Below are 14,537 nucleotides of genomic sequence, written 5' to 3'. Positions count from 1 at the left end.
CAAACGTTTTATTCGCGTCTAATCAAATACTCTCATTCCTGAAGCACTTCTATCTGTAATTTATCCATTCCTGAGAGTCCGGTAATTGCAATCCCCTTTTGCTTTACCAGCCTGATGTAATCAATCAATGTTTGATCAATCAGTTCTCCTGGAACCAGCAATGGAGACCCCGGCGGAAAGAGGCTGACAAAGGTTGCAGCTATTCTACCTTCACTATTATGTAATGGGACAATCTCCGATGCTCTTTCAAATGCCTCCTGTGGACACATTACTTGAAGAGGAGATCTTTGCAGGATATCATTAACACTACTTGTTGCTTCTCTCTGTAACAACTCCACTTCCCTGTCTATGGATATCAAAGCCTCGGCTAATCGATTAAAGCCCTCTTTCGTATCACAGATGCTGGTCATTCCAAGAACGTAATCCATAGCTTCCATCTCCATCACAATATGATACTCCTCACGTAGCTTACTATGGAGCTCTTGAGCAGTGATCGTGGTGTTTTGAACAGATATGATGATTTTAGACATATCCCAATCAAAAGCTTCATAGCTTCCCATCTGAATCTGATTAATTACCCTGAGTTTTTCTAAGGTCTTCATTCTATGATAGAAATCCTTCAGTAACTCCGTATAGCTATGAAATACCGTATTCGCATGATCCTCCAGGATACTGATACAGTGATCGATCCCAGACAGTAGCACGTAGGATGGACTACTCGTCTGATAAATTGCAAGATATTTGCGTATTTTACTGTCCAACTCCTCTACCATAGAGTGTAATACTGCTGTTTGCGTTAATGAGGGAAGTGTTTTATGAAAGCTTTGTATTACAAGATCCGCACCGCAATAAATAGCACTCTTAGGAAAACTCTCATAAAATCCAAAATGTGCACCATGCGCTTCGTCAACAATTAATAATGCGTCATATTTGTGTACCACTTTTGCTATATGATTAATATCCGAAACAATTCCTTCATAGGTCGGAGAAGTTATGATAACTGCTTTGACGTTTTTCTCCTTTATCAACGCTTCCTCGATTTGATCAGCATTTAATCCACAATAAATGGTCGGATTGGAAGCAACCTGTGGATAAATGTAGACTGGTCTCAGCCCCATCTGGATAACTCCATGATATACTGACTTATGGGCATTACGAGCTACCAGGACCTTATCCCCTCTTGACGTTGCAACAGACAGTGCTGTTAAAATACCCGCAGTACTTCCGTTAATTAATGGGTACGATCTACGGGAACCGTAAAGCTTACAGATCCTCTGTGACAGCTCCATTAATATTCCTTCCGCCTGGTGCAGATTATCAAATCCTTCAATCTCAGTGATATCAAAACGATACGGATTCTCCATAGAAAGCATATCCACATTCCGTTTATGTCCCGGCATATGCATGGGATAATAATCCCCATTGCAATAAGCTACTAATTTATCATATAACCTGTCCAATACACATTGTCCTTCCTTTAATTCTCAATTTCGAATATGTGATTTCTGCTTTTTAGACGCAACTTTTCCTTCTCATATTTCTGCTGGTAAAGCTTGGAATCTGCCACGAGCAGACAATCCTCTATGGTTACTTTTTTATTCGGCTTAAATATGCTAAAACCATGACTCACACTCACAGTAAATGGGTTATTTTCTTCCTGATTAAAACGATTAATCTCTTCTTCAAACTTCTGAATAAACCGTTCCAGCTTCTGCTCATCATATTCCATACCGATAACAACAAACTCGTCCCCACCAATTCTCATGCAGATCTCATCATCATCCGCTGCATAAAAAAGTGCATTGGCAACTGCTTTGATTGCAATATCCCCAGAAGCATGTCCATACTTATCATTGATAAACTTCAGTTTATCCATATCCGCTGTAAAGATCATGAAGTTCAAATTCTCCTCTATGCATTGCCTCAGGTATTTTTGACCGAGACTTTCAAGTGCCCTGCGATTGTATAATCCGGTAAGCTCATCTTTAATATACATATCCTCCAGCTTATATACCAGGCGATTTAATTCATTATGAATTCGAATATTCTCCAACGTATTACAAACATTAATTAGCCAGCCCTGATAGGATAGTTTACTTACACCATCATTAATAAAGTTGATGGCTGTATAACCAAAGCATACCTCCTGATAATGAAGGACATTAAATATAAATATCTGAGGATTCTCGTCCATCACATTGGGTGGAAGAAGAAAAGGTTTAGTAAACTCCTGCTTTTCAAGCATTTCTCCATTCTTGATTCCTACCTCCATAATCATATCCTTCACACTGTCTTCTTCCGGCATATCCTTGGCACTATATAAGTCCCAGTCCTTATTAAGACACATAAAGAAGCTGTTATAACCCTCATTCATGTATATTAAGGAAGCCAGTTTCTGATCCAGCTCATCTATTTGTTTAATTTTCGTTAGCTCAACTGACATAAACGAATTATAAAAAATAGCTTTCTCCTTGGCCTCTAACTCATCCACAATCTGATTTCTCTTATTTGATACTTTACCCTTGTTATCCCTCATTTTACATCCACAGGATTCACGAATAATGGTTATCGTTTCAAGATAGGAGGTTTGCTCCTGTTCCACTCCCTCATTATGAAGATAAATCTTGTTCACCGCTTCAATACCCATATCAAATACCGGCATACCTACCGTAGTAATAAAAGGAGAGTAATCCTCTGTAATCGCTAAATTGTCACACCCGGACACAGCAATATCCTCCGGAACCGAGATGCCTCTTTCCGCTAACGCTTTACAGGTATTGATTGCCATATAATCGTTGGCACAGATAATAGCCTCCACACTCATTTCCGGATTCATGAACCAATAGTTTACTGCATCATAGGATGAAAACTTCCAGAAATCTCCGTAATAAATTCGTTCCTCTTCATAAGGTATGTTATACTCTGTTAAAATTCTTTTATAGGTCTCCAGCCTGCTGATAGACACCGGATTGTCCTTAGGTCCTGTAAGAAAATTAATCTTTCTATATCCATGATCAACAATAAAATGTCTTATAACTTCGTCTAAAACCAGCTCGTCCTTCACTAACACATTATAATAATCGTCCATTTTCTTACGAACACTTACAACCGGACAGTTTGCTTTCTTCTTAATCTTATCAAAGATTATCTCCTCAAATCCACTTACATTCATGCTGTCCGGTAATATGATAATACCACTTAAGTCTTCGTATACTGGTAGGTTGGCAATGTTTTTCTCACCTAATTCATACAACATTTCACCATAACCTATAAAATTAGCAAAGTATGCAACATTATATCCTAACTCCCTTGCTCTTTTACTAATTCCTTTACAAAGGTTTACCTGAAATTCCTGATGTATCTGTGAAACAAAAACTCCGATTGTTTTTCTATTGTTATTAAACATAGAAATCTCCTGCCTTCTTTTATTGTCATCCCTAATAAATAAACTATATATCATGTTGTATCGAAAAACAAGTTATGACTTCATGAGTTGTGAAAAATGTTTAAAATTGATACCAAAAAACACTATCAATTCCCAATATTTTGAGAATATGATAGTGCCATTATGATAGATTTACATGGATTCAGTAAATGGTAAATTTGCCCGGATATGGTTTGACGCTTTGTCATATTTTTGCTTATACATATGAGAGTCAGCCACCATAAGACATTCCTCCAGGCTGGTATTCTCATCCGGTAACACGATATGCCAGCCGTAACTTACGTATAAATAAATTGTGTCACTGTTTTTATTAAACTCATTTAGCTCATCAACGAAGGCTAGAACAAACTTCATCATTTTATTGTCATCATAATCGATTCCAATGGCCATGAATTCGTCCCCTCCAAGCCGAATACAGATTTCATCATCGTCTGCTGCTTTCAACAATGCATCAGCAACTGCTTTGATTGCCATATCTCCTTTAGCATGTCCATAATTATCGTTTATGTACTTCAGCTTGTCCATGTCCGCGGTAAATACCATTAGCTTTGCTTGCTTCTCCACACATTGCATTAGGTATTTCTTGCCCAGAGTATCCATAACTCTTCGGTTATAAAGTCCGGTTAACTCGTCTCTGACCGACATATCCTCCAGGCGATAAACCAAACGTCTTAGTTCACCGTGAATTCTGACATTCTCTAATGCATTGCACACATTGAACAACCAGGTTTGGAAGGATAGCATATAGGTTTGGATTGCATCAAAGCGGATACCAGCATACCCGAAATAATGATCCTGATGATGCAATATAGCAAAATAATAGATCATCGCCTGCTCTTCCGCCATTTCCTTTGGAATTAAGTTCTTCTTAGAAAACTTAATTTTACTCAGAAGCATTCTGTTCTTAAATCCAATCTCCATAATCATTCTGTCATCATCCACAACCGGTTCTGTTCCGCCTTCTTCATGGAAGAAATCCCAATTTCTATGGAGACACAGACAAAAATGGGTAAAGTTTTTGTTCTCGTAGATATAGGTACCGATCTTCTCACTTACATCTTCCAATTTGGTAAGACCGGCTAAGTCCGTTGACATAAACGCATTTCCTATGATCGCCCGATACAGTTCCTCTCTTGCTATAATATGGTTACGTCTTCTTTCATTACTTTCATGGTACCAGTTCCTTTTGCATCCGCAGGAAGCGCGATAAATGGTATCTGGTTTCATATAGGTGTTACGGGGCTGTTCTACTCCCAGATTAAGCTGGTGTATGGTATTAACTGCTGCTGCTCCCATTTCGAATATTGGCATTCTGACCGTTGTTAAAGACGGACTAAATTCTGCTGCATCCTCAATATCATCACATCCTGAGACAGCGATTTGATCCGGTACAGCAATCCCCTTCTCCGCTAAAGCACGGCATACAGTGATCGCCATATAATCATTTGCACAGACAATGGCCTGTGGTAATTCTAATGGACTGTTCAGCCAATGTTCAACTGCATCAACTCCTGTATACTTCCAGAAGTCTCCATAATAAATTCGATCTTCTTCAACCGGTATATTGTGCTCATTTAAGATCCGTTTGTAGCACTCCAGTCTCTTGTCGGAATCCAATCGTCCCTTAGGACCGGCGAGAAAATTAATACGGGTAAAGCCATGAACTTCTATGTAATGAATGATTAATTCACTTAAAATATCGTTGTTATCAACCAATATATTATAAAATTCTTTGAGCTCTGTTCGAACGCTGACGACGGGGCAATGACATCTGTTTCGTATATTCTTCAAGTAACGTTCTTTTATTTCTTCCAGGTTCATTGTATCCGATGCAAAGATGACTCCATCTAGTTCCTCATAATTTGGCAGATCAGTAATCATGATCTCTCCCGTATCATAACTAGGCTGTCCATACCCTCCAAAATTGGTGAAAAAAGCGACATTATAATCAAGCTCCATCGCTTTGGTACTTATCCCTCTACTCAGAAGATCCTGAAATTCTGCATTTACTTGTGCAATGAATACTCCTATTGTCTTTTTGTTATTGTAAAACAATTTAATTCCCCCAGTTCGAAGCAGAGTATTCCCCTTATTTACATTTTTTACATTTCCTACCTCATTATCCAAAAGGTTACATCTCATTTTAACAGGAAAATAAATATTGTTCAAATACTTTATGAAAGAATCATTTTATCATTCGCAAATTCTCCGCCACTGGCAATCTCAAATTTCTCAAGTAAATCCCTTACATGTAAGTTTTTCTTCTCGTCACCTTCCACATCATAAATAATTTTACCTTCATACATCATAATTAACCGGTTACCATACTGAATAGCATTCTTCATATTATGTGTAACCATTAGTGCCGTTAGCTCACTAGCCTTAATCATCTGCTCCGATAATTCCAATACTTTATTCGCCGTTTTAGGATCCAGAGCTGCCGTGTGTTCATCCAGTAAAAGCAGCTTTGGTTGCTGTAATGTTGCCATGAGCAGAGTTAATGCCTGTCGCTGGCCTCCGGAAAGCAACCCTACCTTTGCTGTAAGTCTTGTCTCCAGACCCAGGTCCAGCATTTTCAATTTTTCCACATAATTTTCTTTTTCTTCTTTGGTGATCCCCCAGCTTAAGCCTCTGCGTTTTCCACGACGATACGCAAGCGCCAGATTTTCTTCTATCTCCATATTCGCAGCCGTTCCCATCATAGGGTCCTGAAACACTCTTCCCAAATACTTGGCTCTTTGATATTCCGGCAAATTCGTGATATCTACACCATCCAGAACGATTGAGCCACTGTCCGGATAATATACTCCAGCTATCATATTGAGCATTGTTGATTTTCCTGCTCCGTTTCCACCGATGACTGTTACAAAATCACCCTTCTTCAGATGCAAATTCAAACCGTTTAATACCCTTTTCTCGTTCACGGTATTCGGATTAAAGGTTTTATAAATATTTGTTAGGCTTAACATATTAATTTGCCTCCTTTCGAAGAGTGCCTGTTTTCTTTTTCAAAACAGGGAAGGAAAGAGCAAGTGCTACGACAATGGCTGTCAGCAGCTTTAAATCGTCTGTATTTAAGCCTATCTGTAAAACGACAGCTATAATAATACGGTATATGATAGAACCAATTACAATAGCACATAATTTTCCGGCAAAGTTCTTGACTCTTAGAAATAATACCTCTCCTATTACAATGGAGGCAAGTCCGATTACAATGGCTCCTACACCCATACTAACATCTGCGTAGCCCTGACTTTGCGTTACTAACGCACCAGAAAACGCGATTAAACCATTGCTGATAACCAGTCCCAGTATCTTCATATGGTCGGTGTTCACACCCTGTGCTCTAACCATAGCTTCATTATTACCAGTAGCACGAATACAGCACCCCAGTTCTGTTCCAAAAAACCAATAGATAATTCCGATTACCGCAGCAGTTAATATCACTCCTACCGCCATGGTCACCCATATGTTTAAAGTAGAATCTCGAATTCCAAGCTCCTTTGCAGAAGGAAGAATCCCCTTAATAATGGATATCATCGTATCCAGTCCTACTAAAGAGGTATTCGCCTGACCCATAATTCTTAGATTAATCGAATAAAGACCTATCATCGTTAGAATACCGGATAAAATTGCCGGAATTTTAAGTTTTGTATGTAAAATACCGGTTATTCCACCCGCCGCCATTCCGGCCAGGGTTGCTATGATTAATGTTATAAACGGATTCATATTCATATTAACCATTAATATTGCACTGATACTTCCTCCTAATGCAAAGCTTCCCTCGCAGGACATATCTGCAAAGTTCAAGATTCGAAAAGTCAGATAAACACCTAATGCTAATATCGCCCAGGTTAACCCTTGAGAAAAGGCTCCCAGGACTGCCATTACTAAACTCATACTCTATATTCCTTTCTGATAAATGATTACATTTTTCCTAAAAACACTACTAATTATATCCTATATTAAGAAAAGAAAAAAGACTTTGCAGTGCAAAATCTTTTTCCGATTCCATCTTTTTATCCTAAGTAAGTTATGTAGCTATTCCCAATTATTGTAGTTCCTCAGGTATTGTTATACCAAGCTTATCCGCAACTTCCTGATTTATCTTAAGAGCATACTCCTCATCAGGTAGGTACTGAATTGGCATGGTTGCGGTATCTGCCTTACCTTCGATGATCTTTACCGCCTGCTCTCCGGTCAATCTTCCTAGCTTATAATAATCAATACCGTAGGTTGCAAGTCCTCCTGCATCTACCATTCCTTCCTCGCCACATATAACCGGAATTCCGTTATCATTTGCTACCATAGCTACCGTCGGCATACCTGCAGCAATAATATTATCCGTAGGTGCATAGATTGCATCCACTTTTCCTACCAGCGATTGTACTACCTGTTGAATCTCATTGGAATTGGATACTGTAGCTTCTTCACTTGTCAGGCCAAACTCGGTTGCAGCCTCAATTGCCATTTCTGCCTGAATTTTAGAATTACTTTCGCTTGAGCAATAGAGTATCGCAATATGCTTTGCACCCGGTACTAACTTTGTAAGTAATTCAATCTGATTACGGATAGGGGTCAAGTCCGATGTTCCTGAGACATTACCTCCAGGAGCATCGTTGGATGCCACAAGACCGGAACCAGCAGGATCGGTAACTGCTGTTACAAGAACCGGAATGTCCTTTGTAGCATTAGCAACTGCCTGTGCTGAGGGAGTTGCAATCGCAAGAATCAAGTCATTATTATCATTTACTAACTTCGTAGCGATTGTATTTGCATTCGACTGATCTCCCTGTGCATTCTGATAATCAATCTTAATCTTTTCACCGTCAACATATCCAGCATCAGCTAATGCGTCAACAAATCCCTGATAGCTTGCATCCAATGCCGCATGCTTAACAAACTGATTTACTCCAATGGTAAATCCCTTATCCTTTGTACTACATCCTGTTAACATCAGGCTAGCCATCGTAATCACTATTATTACCGATATCCATTTTCTTAATTTCATATAATCTCTCCTCTCTTTATTCTTATATAACAATCCATCTTGTTACAATATGGAATACTCTTCCACTTTAAAGCTTTAACGCTTTTAATGGTTAAAGTCTACTAGAAAAATCAAGAAACGTCAACACTTTTTTATTGGAAATTTTTTATAATAAAAGAACTTATTAAATCTTGAAAAAAGAGTTGTAAATATTCTCACTCCATTATCCAGCTATAATAAGTTCTTTTTAACTGTTTATTATATATTTAATGCTTTATTTAACCCTTTCATATGTGTAATAAGTATACGGGATATCACCATCAAATTTTTCCTGGTATACTATCTTGAAGTCCTCTTGCCGAAAGGGTGGAAAGAATGTATCTCCTTCCACATTCTGTTCCACAAGGGTAATATACATTTTATCCACCAGCGGTAATGCTTCCTTATATAGCATCTCGCCACCTGCAATATAGACCTCTGAGCTGTTTCCCGCTATTTCTAAGGCTTCCCTCAGCGAACCTGCTGTGATGCAATTATCATCCTTATAATTCATGGTATTGGATATCAGAATGGTTTTTCTATTGGGAAGAGGTTTTCCTATCTCTTCAAAGGAACGCTTACCCATAATAACGGTCTTACCCGTTGTTAATTCTTTGAATCTTCTCTGTTCGCCTTTAATTCTCCAGGGAATCTGACCCTTGTTGCCTATTACATGATTCAGAGACATAGCTACAATTAACGCAATCACCGCGTCATCCCTCTTTCTTTATTCCTGAATGGTATCCTCTTGCTTTTTTGCCCGAACTCCACATAGCACCACAATTCCAAGCCCTATCAGGAACAGGAATATGGATATAAACTGAGACGTTGATAATTTACCAATGCTTCCCCGCAGTAAATCACCACGGAAAAACTCCAGAATAAATCTACCTGCGCTGTAAAATATGAGATAGAAACCTGCAATCTGCCCATCAGCCTTTACTCTTTTGGCTAGAAAGATCAGCGCAAAGAAATGCAGAAAGTTTAAACCGCTTGAAATAAGCTGGGTCGGCACAAGTGGAATCCCGGCAGGTGCAAAGGAGCCCTCTGGGAACACCAGTGAAAAATGGCTATGGCTTTCTACTCCGTAACAGCATCCTGCCAAAAAGCAACCAATCCGGCCAAAGCCCTGAGCCAAAGCGATGGAAGGCATAACCAGATCAAAATACTTCAAAAAGTCCAGCTTTTTTCTTTTCGTAAAGAGAAAGCCAGAAAGAATTCCTCCGATAATTCCACCATATACCACGAAGCCATCTGTAAAATTGATCAGGAGACTCGGATCTGCAATAATGTCTTTGATCTGTGTTATATAATATAAAATACGCGCTCCGAGAATACCACCGATCAGGCACCAGATGGTAAGGTCTAACATCACTTCCGGTTGTAGGCTTTTCCTCTTTGCCCGGTATTCACCAACAAGATAGGCTGCAATGACACCAATGGCAATCATTAATCCATAGCCATGCACTGTCACCGGGCCAAGCGTTAATAAATCATTCTTCATCTTTTTACCCTCTCATTATGTATTTTTTAATTGGCTAGACATCTGTAATGGAATACTTGTTATTGGATTACAGTATACTCTATTTCGTATTTACTGTCATCCATTTTCTTTTCGTAGGGTGGTATGAGGGGCTGATGGTAAATGTATTAACATGAGTTCTTACCTCATTTCTCCTGTGGTTGAGTATATAAGAATTTCAGCTGATACATTTATCCTCTGCCCCATATATGAATTATTGCATTTTTTGCTCTAGGATACCGTTTAGGAACGTATACGGATATTGTGTTCCACAGGTAACGCATTCAACAAAGGTTCTCGTATCCTTCTGTTCCCGTTTATCGTATAAGAAGGACATAAATTCTTCTTCATTTTTTAATCCTGGTTCATCCGAATCAATAACATAAGAATATACATAGCTCGCTTCATATCGTAGTATTAGATTTGTATTATTACAAATAGGACATATATATTGTGTTTTCTCCATTATGTTATTTCCTTTCATATAGATAATCTCTCGTCCATGGTATTTCATCCGCCAGCCCTTTTGTAAATAGAAACTGATGAATATCAATATTACCCATTTTAAATGAGGCTGCGCAGGAATTGAGATAGAGTCTCCACATTCTGATAAAGCTTTCGTCCTTAGTTTTTTTGATTTCTGGTACGGATGCTTCGAAATTAGCTGCCCAGTGTTCTAGCGTTTTGGCATAATGTCTTCTCAGACTTTCCACATCAATAAGATAGAAGTCTTCTTCACTTATATATGAAATCAGTTCCTTAATGGAAGGGAGATATCCTCCCGGAAAGATATATTTATCGATCCAGCGGTTTGTCCCGCCCTTCAGACTGGTAATGCAGTGTAATAAAGAAATTCCGCCCTCCTTAAGTAGTGCATGGACATTCTTAAAGTACTCCGGAAGATATTCCTTCCCAACATGTTCTATCATACCTACACTAACCACTCGATCAAATCTCTTCTGTAGCTGTCGATAGTCCATCTGCGCAATCCTAACATGATCCTCTAAGCCTTCTTCCTTAATACGCTCCCTTGCCCGTTCCATTTGCTCCCGGCTTAATGTAATCCCCAATGCCTTTACCTTATATTTCTTTGCCGCAGTAATCACTAATTCACCCCAGCCACAGCCTATATCCAATAAGGTACATCCCTCTCTTAAATTTAACTTGCGAAGAATATATTCCACTTTATTGCATTGCGCTTGCTCAAGTGTATCCGTATCCGATGTAAAATAACCACAGGAATAGGTCATGGATTTATCAAGCCAAAGTCGATAAAAATCATTTCCGATATCATAATGATATTTAACATTCTCTTTGCTATTTTGCAATGTGTTTTTCATTGGCTTAATTATTTTGCTAAACCTTCCCTTATATCGCAGAAAGCTCTTCGGATTTCCATATATGGATTCTATTATTTCCTGAATATTTCCATCAAATTCAAGCTTCCTGTTCATATAAGCTTCTCCAAAGGTAACAGAAGGATTCGTTAATATTTCTGTAATGGATAAGGGCTCCTTTAAAATTATGCGAAACCGTATTTCTCCCTTACCCATAATCATCTCCTCTCCATCCCAGAATTGTATGGAACAGGTATGGCTAAAGAGATTCTTCAGAAGCTTTTTTAGTAATTGTTTTTCCATGGATCTATCATTGTTAACCTGGTCTTGATCTAACGCATGATGTGGAAGCAATCCATCCACCTCCTTATTTGATTAATGTTTATATTTATAATTTAATTAGTGTTTATATTTATCAAGTTTGTCCAAGTTCTTATAATTATATCAATGTTCGGTTTTTCCCATTCATAAATATCTGGTAGTCGTTGTAAATATGACAAGCTGTTGTCAGTTTATAGTAATTATAATTTATTTAAATAGCAATTCGTAATCAAAACGTACTAAGAAAAAAGAGTGGATGAGTGATAGGAGGCTTTGACTATGAAAGCAGTTCCAAAGGACTTGATACTTATATTACAAATGCTCTGAATGGTGAGATATTGGATAAGAAAGCAAAGAAGATAGTTGAGAAAGAGTTGGGATAGAAAAATAAAGTGCGTCCGACTCCGTGCATCTGTGTACTTATGTCCGCCTTCGTAACCTCAAGACCTAACGGTCTTTTCGGTCACGCCGGCTTTTCATATCTGTGTACTTATGTCCGACTCCGTAACCTCAAGACCTAACGGTCTTTTCGGTCACGCCGGCTTCGCCGGTATCAAGAAAAGAGGAGAACTGTTCTTGCAAGCAAGCTTGCATCACAGTTCTCCTCTTTTCTTGATGTCGGACTCAGTTCCGGAACGTGAAAAAAGTCCCAACCCACAGCTCCTATGTCTGCAAATTAGAACCTTTTATAGTGCGCCTCCAGGGACTCGAACCCTGGACACCCTGATTAAGAGTCAGGTGCTCTACCAACTGAGCTAGAAGCGCTTATTCAATTTTTATTGCCGAACGCAAAAGTTATTATATAATATACATTTACAAATTGCAAGTGTTTTTTATATTTTTTGAAAAATAAATACATAAAACATTTTATTCGCCAAGAATCCCATAAAATAAGGGATTCTTGACATAGCTTTATACCGTTATTAATTTAATTTTGTAGATTGGTAATATATACCTTCTACATTTTGGTTCTACTTGTTAGCTTCAATCTTGTCTTGTAATGCTTTTTTTGGAAGTGCTCCTACCATACTATCAATCGCTTCACCGTTTTTAAATATAATTAATGTCGGTATGGACATAACCCGATATTTTGCAGCTGTTTCCGAGTTCTCATCCACATTCAATTTTCCTATTTTGAATACACCTTTATATTCTTCAGCCAATTCTGTAATGATGGGAGCTACCATTTTACATGGTCCACACCAGTCTGCGTAGAAATCAACAAGTACAGGGATGTCCGACTCAAGTACTTCTTTTTGAAAGTTCGCATCTGTAAATTGAATAGCCATAATTATTCCTCCATTCTTTTGTTTGAGCAGGCAGATAATCCGAACTCAAAATTTATCCTGATGTTAATTAGTATCTCATTTCCTCACCTTAATATGTGACGCTATATTGTGATATTACATTGAATATGAAAATAATACAAGCCCTTCTTTATTTTCCAGTTGCTAAAAGTAATGATATGCGATACTTATTTTTTCTTTTTTCCTTTTTTTAGTGAACTATTCAATAAATTATCCACCTCATCCCAGGAGGATTTTAACTTCATTATTTTCTTATCCAGCTTATAATTCCCTCCGGTTATCTTCGCTACCTTCCATTTCCAGTTCTTCTTCATTTTGACACCTTGATCTTTTATATTTAGTACTATTCTATGTCAGGTGATTCAAAATGAGCCCCTTTATAAATGCAATTTCCTTTATTCCATTCTCTGATTCCTGTATGCTATCAACCTTTGAATTGGATTTCCCTTGGCCACGAATTTCTCTTCATATTCCGTCATAACATTTCCTTCAAGATATTCACTATGATGTAAATCATAGGTTACTTCTTTTAAACTCCATCCTGCCAGCTCTGCTTGTTCTAAGGAGAAATCAAACAATAAACGGTTGTCTGTCTTAAATATTACTTCTCCATCTATCTTAAGGCACTGATCATACTTCTTTAAAAATTCCTTAGAGGTCAGTCGGCGCTTAGCATGACGATCCTTCGGCCAAGGATCAGAAAAATTCAAATAGATCCTGGAAATCTCGTCCCTATCAAAAATATCCGTAAGATATTCTGCATCGAAACGAATAAAATACAAGTTTGTAAGCTGCGTCTCATTTCGTTTCTCTATTGCGCGTAGCAGAACACTGGAGTACTTCTCTATTCCAATATAATTGATGTCCGGATTCATGGATGCAAGCTGCATCAGGAACTTTCCCTTTCCCATACCAATCTCCACATGGATGGGATTGTCATTACCAAATAAGGCTTTCCAATTGCCCTTCTGCTTTTCCGGTTCATGTACTACATATTCATTTTCTGCTACAATTTCTCTCGATCCACTGATATTTCGTAATCTCATGGTTTACCTCATTTCTACATTGCTTATATTACGTTAAAAAATCAATTATTCAATGAATAACTATTAAATGCTTTACTTATTAAAAGTTATTTATTATTATAATTTCTGTCATAACTTTCGTCAATTATTCCTTTCCTGTTACTGTACTAACCGGGTTGGATGTTCACTTTGATTAAAACAGTAAAATGAACATAATCGTGTTCTAGATCACTAGCGCTTAGATTTTGTGTAGTATCTCTTCTATTTCAATTGATTAATATAATCGATTTACTATGTTATTTACGGATTTTCTGTAGTATACTATTACATATTTGATAAAATGTATCAGAAAGGGAGGATATTATGAAGGTAATCGCAATTAATGGAAGTCCTAAGCCAAAGGGAAATACTTTTTTAGCATTGAATACAGTATGCGAGGAGTTGGAAAAGCAGGGTATCGCAACAGAAATCATACATATCGGTAATATGGATATTAAAGGATGTATATCCTGCCAGCGTTGTAAGGATGGTTATTGTTATTATTCTGATGA

Annotated in this window: 15 protein-coding genes and 1 tRNA gene; 2 read left to right on the top strand and 14 right to left on the bottom strand. The window is 37.9% G+C overall.

Annotated elements, in window-relative coordinates; genetic code table 11:
- Window positions 1-32: 32 nt before the first annotated feature.
- From H0486_RS00075 to H0486_RS00030, 10 genes are all read right to left on the bottom strand, one after another.
- Window positions 33-1,460: an aminotransferase class I/II-fold pyridoxal phosphate-dependent enzyme gene (locus H0486_RS00075; protein WP_228351072.1), complete on the bottom strand. Its 1,428-nt coding sequence runs from the start codon at window positions 1,458-1,460 to the stop codon at window positions 33-35.
- A gap of 17 nt (window positions 1,461-1,477) precedes the next feature.
- Window positions 1,478-3,406: a substrate-binding and GGDEF domain-containing protein gene (locus tag H0486_RS00070; RefSeq protein WP_228351071.1), complete on the bottom strand. Its 1,929-nt coding sequence runs from the start codon at window positions 3,404-3,406 to the stop codon at window positions 1,478-1,480.
- Between the two features lie 171 nt (window positions 3,407-3,577).
- Window positions 3,578-5,572, bottom strand: coding sequence for a substrate-binding and GGDEF domain-containing protein (locus H0486_RS00065; protein WP_228351070.1), 1,995 nt, complete (start codon window positions 5,570-5,572; stop codon window positions 3,578-3,580).
- 47 nt (window positions 5,573-5,619) lie between these two features.
- Complete coding sequence (locus H0486_RS00060; RefSeq protein WP_228351069.1) at window positions 5,620-6,414, bottom strand: ABC transporter ATP-binding protein; 795 nt, start codon at window positions 6,412-6,414, stop codon at window positions 5,620-5,622.
- A 1-nt stretch (window position 6,415) separates the two neighbouring features.
- Window positions 6,416-7,345 carry an ABC transporter permease gene (locus H0486_RS00055; protein WP_228351068.1) on the bottom strand — a complete coding sequence of 310 codons (930 nt, stop codon included), beginning with the start codon at window positions 7,343-7,345 and terminating at the stop codon, window positions 6,416-6,418.
- A gap of 151 nt (window positions 7,346-7,496) precedes the next feature.
- Complete coding sequence (locus tag H0486_RS00050) at window positions 7,497-8,456, bottom strand: ABC transporter substrate-binding protein (protein ID WP_228351067.1); 960 nt, start codon at window positions 8,454-8,456, stop codon at window positions 7,497-7,499.
- A gap of 253 nt (window positions 8,457-8,709) precedes the next feature.
- Window positions 8,710-9,183 (bottom strand): dihydrofolate reductase, encoded by a 474-nt coding sequence (locus tag H0486_RS00045; protein WP_228351066.1) that lies wholly within the window; start codon window positions 9,181-9,183, stop codon window positions 8,710-8,712.
- An 18-nt stretch (window positions 9,184-9,201) separates the two neighbouring features.
- Window positions 9,202-9,978, bottom strand: a complete 777-nt coding sequence (locus tag H0486_RS00040) for a prolipoprotein diacylglyceryl transferase (RefSeq protein WP_228351065.1) — start codon at window positions 9,976-9,978, stop codon at window positions 9,202-9,204.
- A 232-nt stretch (window positions 9,979-10,210) separates the two neighbouring features.
- On the bottom strand, window positions 10,211-10,462 hold the full coding sequence (locus H0486_RS00035) for a hypothetical protein (protein ID WP_228351064.1): 252 nt from the start codon (window positions 10,460-10,462) through the stop codon (window positions 10,211-10,213).
- Window positions 10,463-10,466: 4 nt separating this feature from the next.
- A complete protein-coding gene (locus H0486_RS00030) occupies window positions 10,467-11,687 on the bottom strand; it encodes a cyclopropane-fatty-acyl-phospholipid synthase family protein (protein ID WP_330594369.1) in 1,221 nt (406 codons plus the stop codon).
- Window positions 11,688-11,914: 227 nt separating this feature from the next.
- On the opposite strand from H0486_RS00030, the gene H0486_RS18260 reads away from it, so the two are divergent.
- Window positions 11,915-12,037, top strand: a complete 123-nt coding sequence (locus tag H0486_RS18260) for a hypothetical protein (protein WP_267022974.1) — start codon at window positions 11,915-11,917, stop codon at window positions 12,035-12,037.
- 309 nt (window positions 12,038-12,346) lie between these two features.
- On the opposite strand, the gene H0486_RS00025 is transcribed toward H0486_RS18260, so the two are convergent.
- The 4 genes from H0486_RS00025 to trmB all read right to left on the bottom strand — a co-directional run bounded on the left by H0486_RS00025 (window position 12,347) and on the right by trmB (window position 14,007).
- Window positions 12,347-12,419, bottom strand: a tRNA-Lys gene (locus tag H0486_RS00025).
- Between the two features lie 206 nt (window positions 12,420-12,625).
- The gene (gene trxA, locus H0486_RS00020) at window positions 12,626-12,943 is read right to left on the bottom strand and encodes a thioredoxin (protein ID WP_228351063.1); all 318 of its coding nucleotides are present in this window, start codon (window positions 12,941-12,943) and stop codon (window positions 12,626-12,628) included.
- A gap of 185 nt (window positions 12,944-13,128) precedes the next feature.
- Window positions 13,129-13,275 carry a hypothetical protein gene (locus H0486_RS00015; protein WP_228351062.1) on the bottom strand — a complete coding sequence of 49 codons (147 nt, stop codon included), beginning with the start codon at window positions 13,273-13,275 and terminating at the stop codon, window positions 13,129-13,131.
- An 81-nt stretch (window positions 13,276-13,356) separates the two neighbouring features.
- Entirely contained in the window at window positions 13,357-14,007 is a 651-nt protein-coding gene (gene trmB, locus H0486_RS00010) for a tRNA (guanosine(46)-N7)-methyltransferase TrmB (protein WP_228351061.1), read from the bottom strand.
- A gap of 342 nt (window positions 14,008-14,349) precedes the next feature.
- On the opposite strand from trmB, the gene H0486_RS00005 reads away from it, so the two are divergent.
- On the top strand, window positions 14,350-14,537 hold a 188-nt coding region (locus H0486_RS00005; protein WP_228351060.1), incomplete at its 3' end, for a flavodoxin family protein.

Source organism: Variimorphobacter saccharofermentans, assembly GCF_014174405.1.
Lineage (GTDB): Bacteria > Bacillota > Clostridia > Lachnospirales > Lachnospiraceae > Mobilitalea > Mobilitalea saccharofermentans.
Note: the sequence above shows the minus strand (reverse complement) of the source record. Positions and strands in the feature narration are given on the sequence as shown.

Excerpts from the sequence above, each read along its gene's own strand:
- trmB (WP_228351061.1), bottom strand. The coding sequence starts at position 14,007 with ATGAGATTACGAAATATCAGTGGATCGAGAGAAATTGTAGCAGAAAAT.
- H0486_RS00015 (WP_228351062.1), bottom strand. The coding sequence starts at position 13,275 with ATGAAGAAGAACTGGAAATGGAAGGTAGCGAAGATAACCGGAGGGAAT.
- H0486_RS00055 (WP_228351068.1), bottom strand. The coding sequence starts at position 7,345 with ATGAGTTTAGTAATGGCAGTCCTGGGAGCCTTTTCTCAAGGGTTAACC.
- H0486_RS00060 (WP_228351069.1), bottom strand. The coding sequence starts at position 6,414 with ATGTTAAGCCTAACAAATATTTATAAAACCTTTAATCCGAATACCGTG.
- H0486_RS00050 (WP_228351067.1), bottom strand. The coding sequence starts at position 8,456 with ATGAAATTAAGAAAATGGATATCGGTAATAATAGTGATTACGATGGCT.
- H0486_RS00070 (WP_228351071.1), bottom strand. The coding sequence starts at position 3,406 with ATGTTTAATAACAATAGAAAAACAATCGGAGTTTTTGTTTCACAGATA.
- H0486_RS00040 (WP_228351065.1), bottom strand. The coding sequence starts at position 9,978 with ATGAAGAATGATTTATTAACGCTTGGCCCGGTGACAGTGCATGGCTAT.
- H0486_RS00035 (WP_228351064.1), bottom strand. The coding sequence starts at position 10,462 with ATGGAGAAAACACAATATATATGTCCTATTTGTAATAATACAAATCTA.
- trxA (WP_228351063.1), bottom strand. The coding sequence starts at position 12,943 with ATGGCTATTCAATTTACAGATGCGAACTTTCAAAAAGAAGTACTTGAG.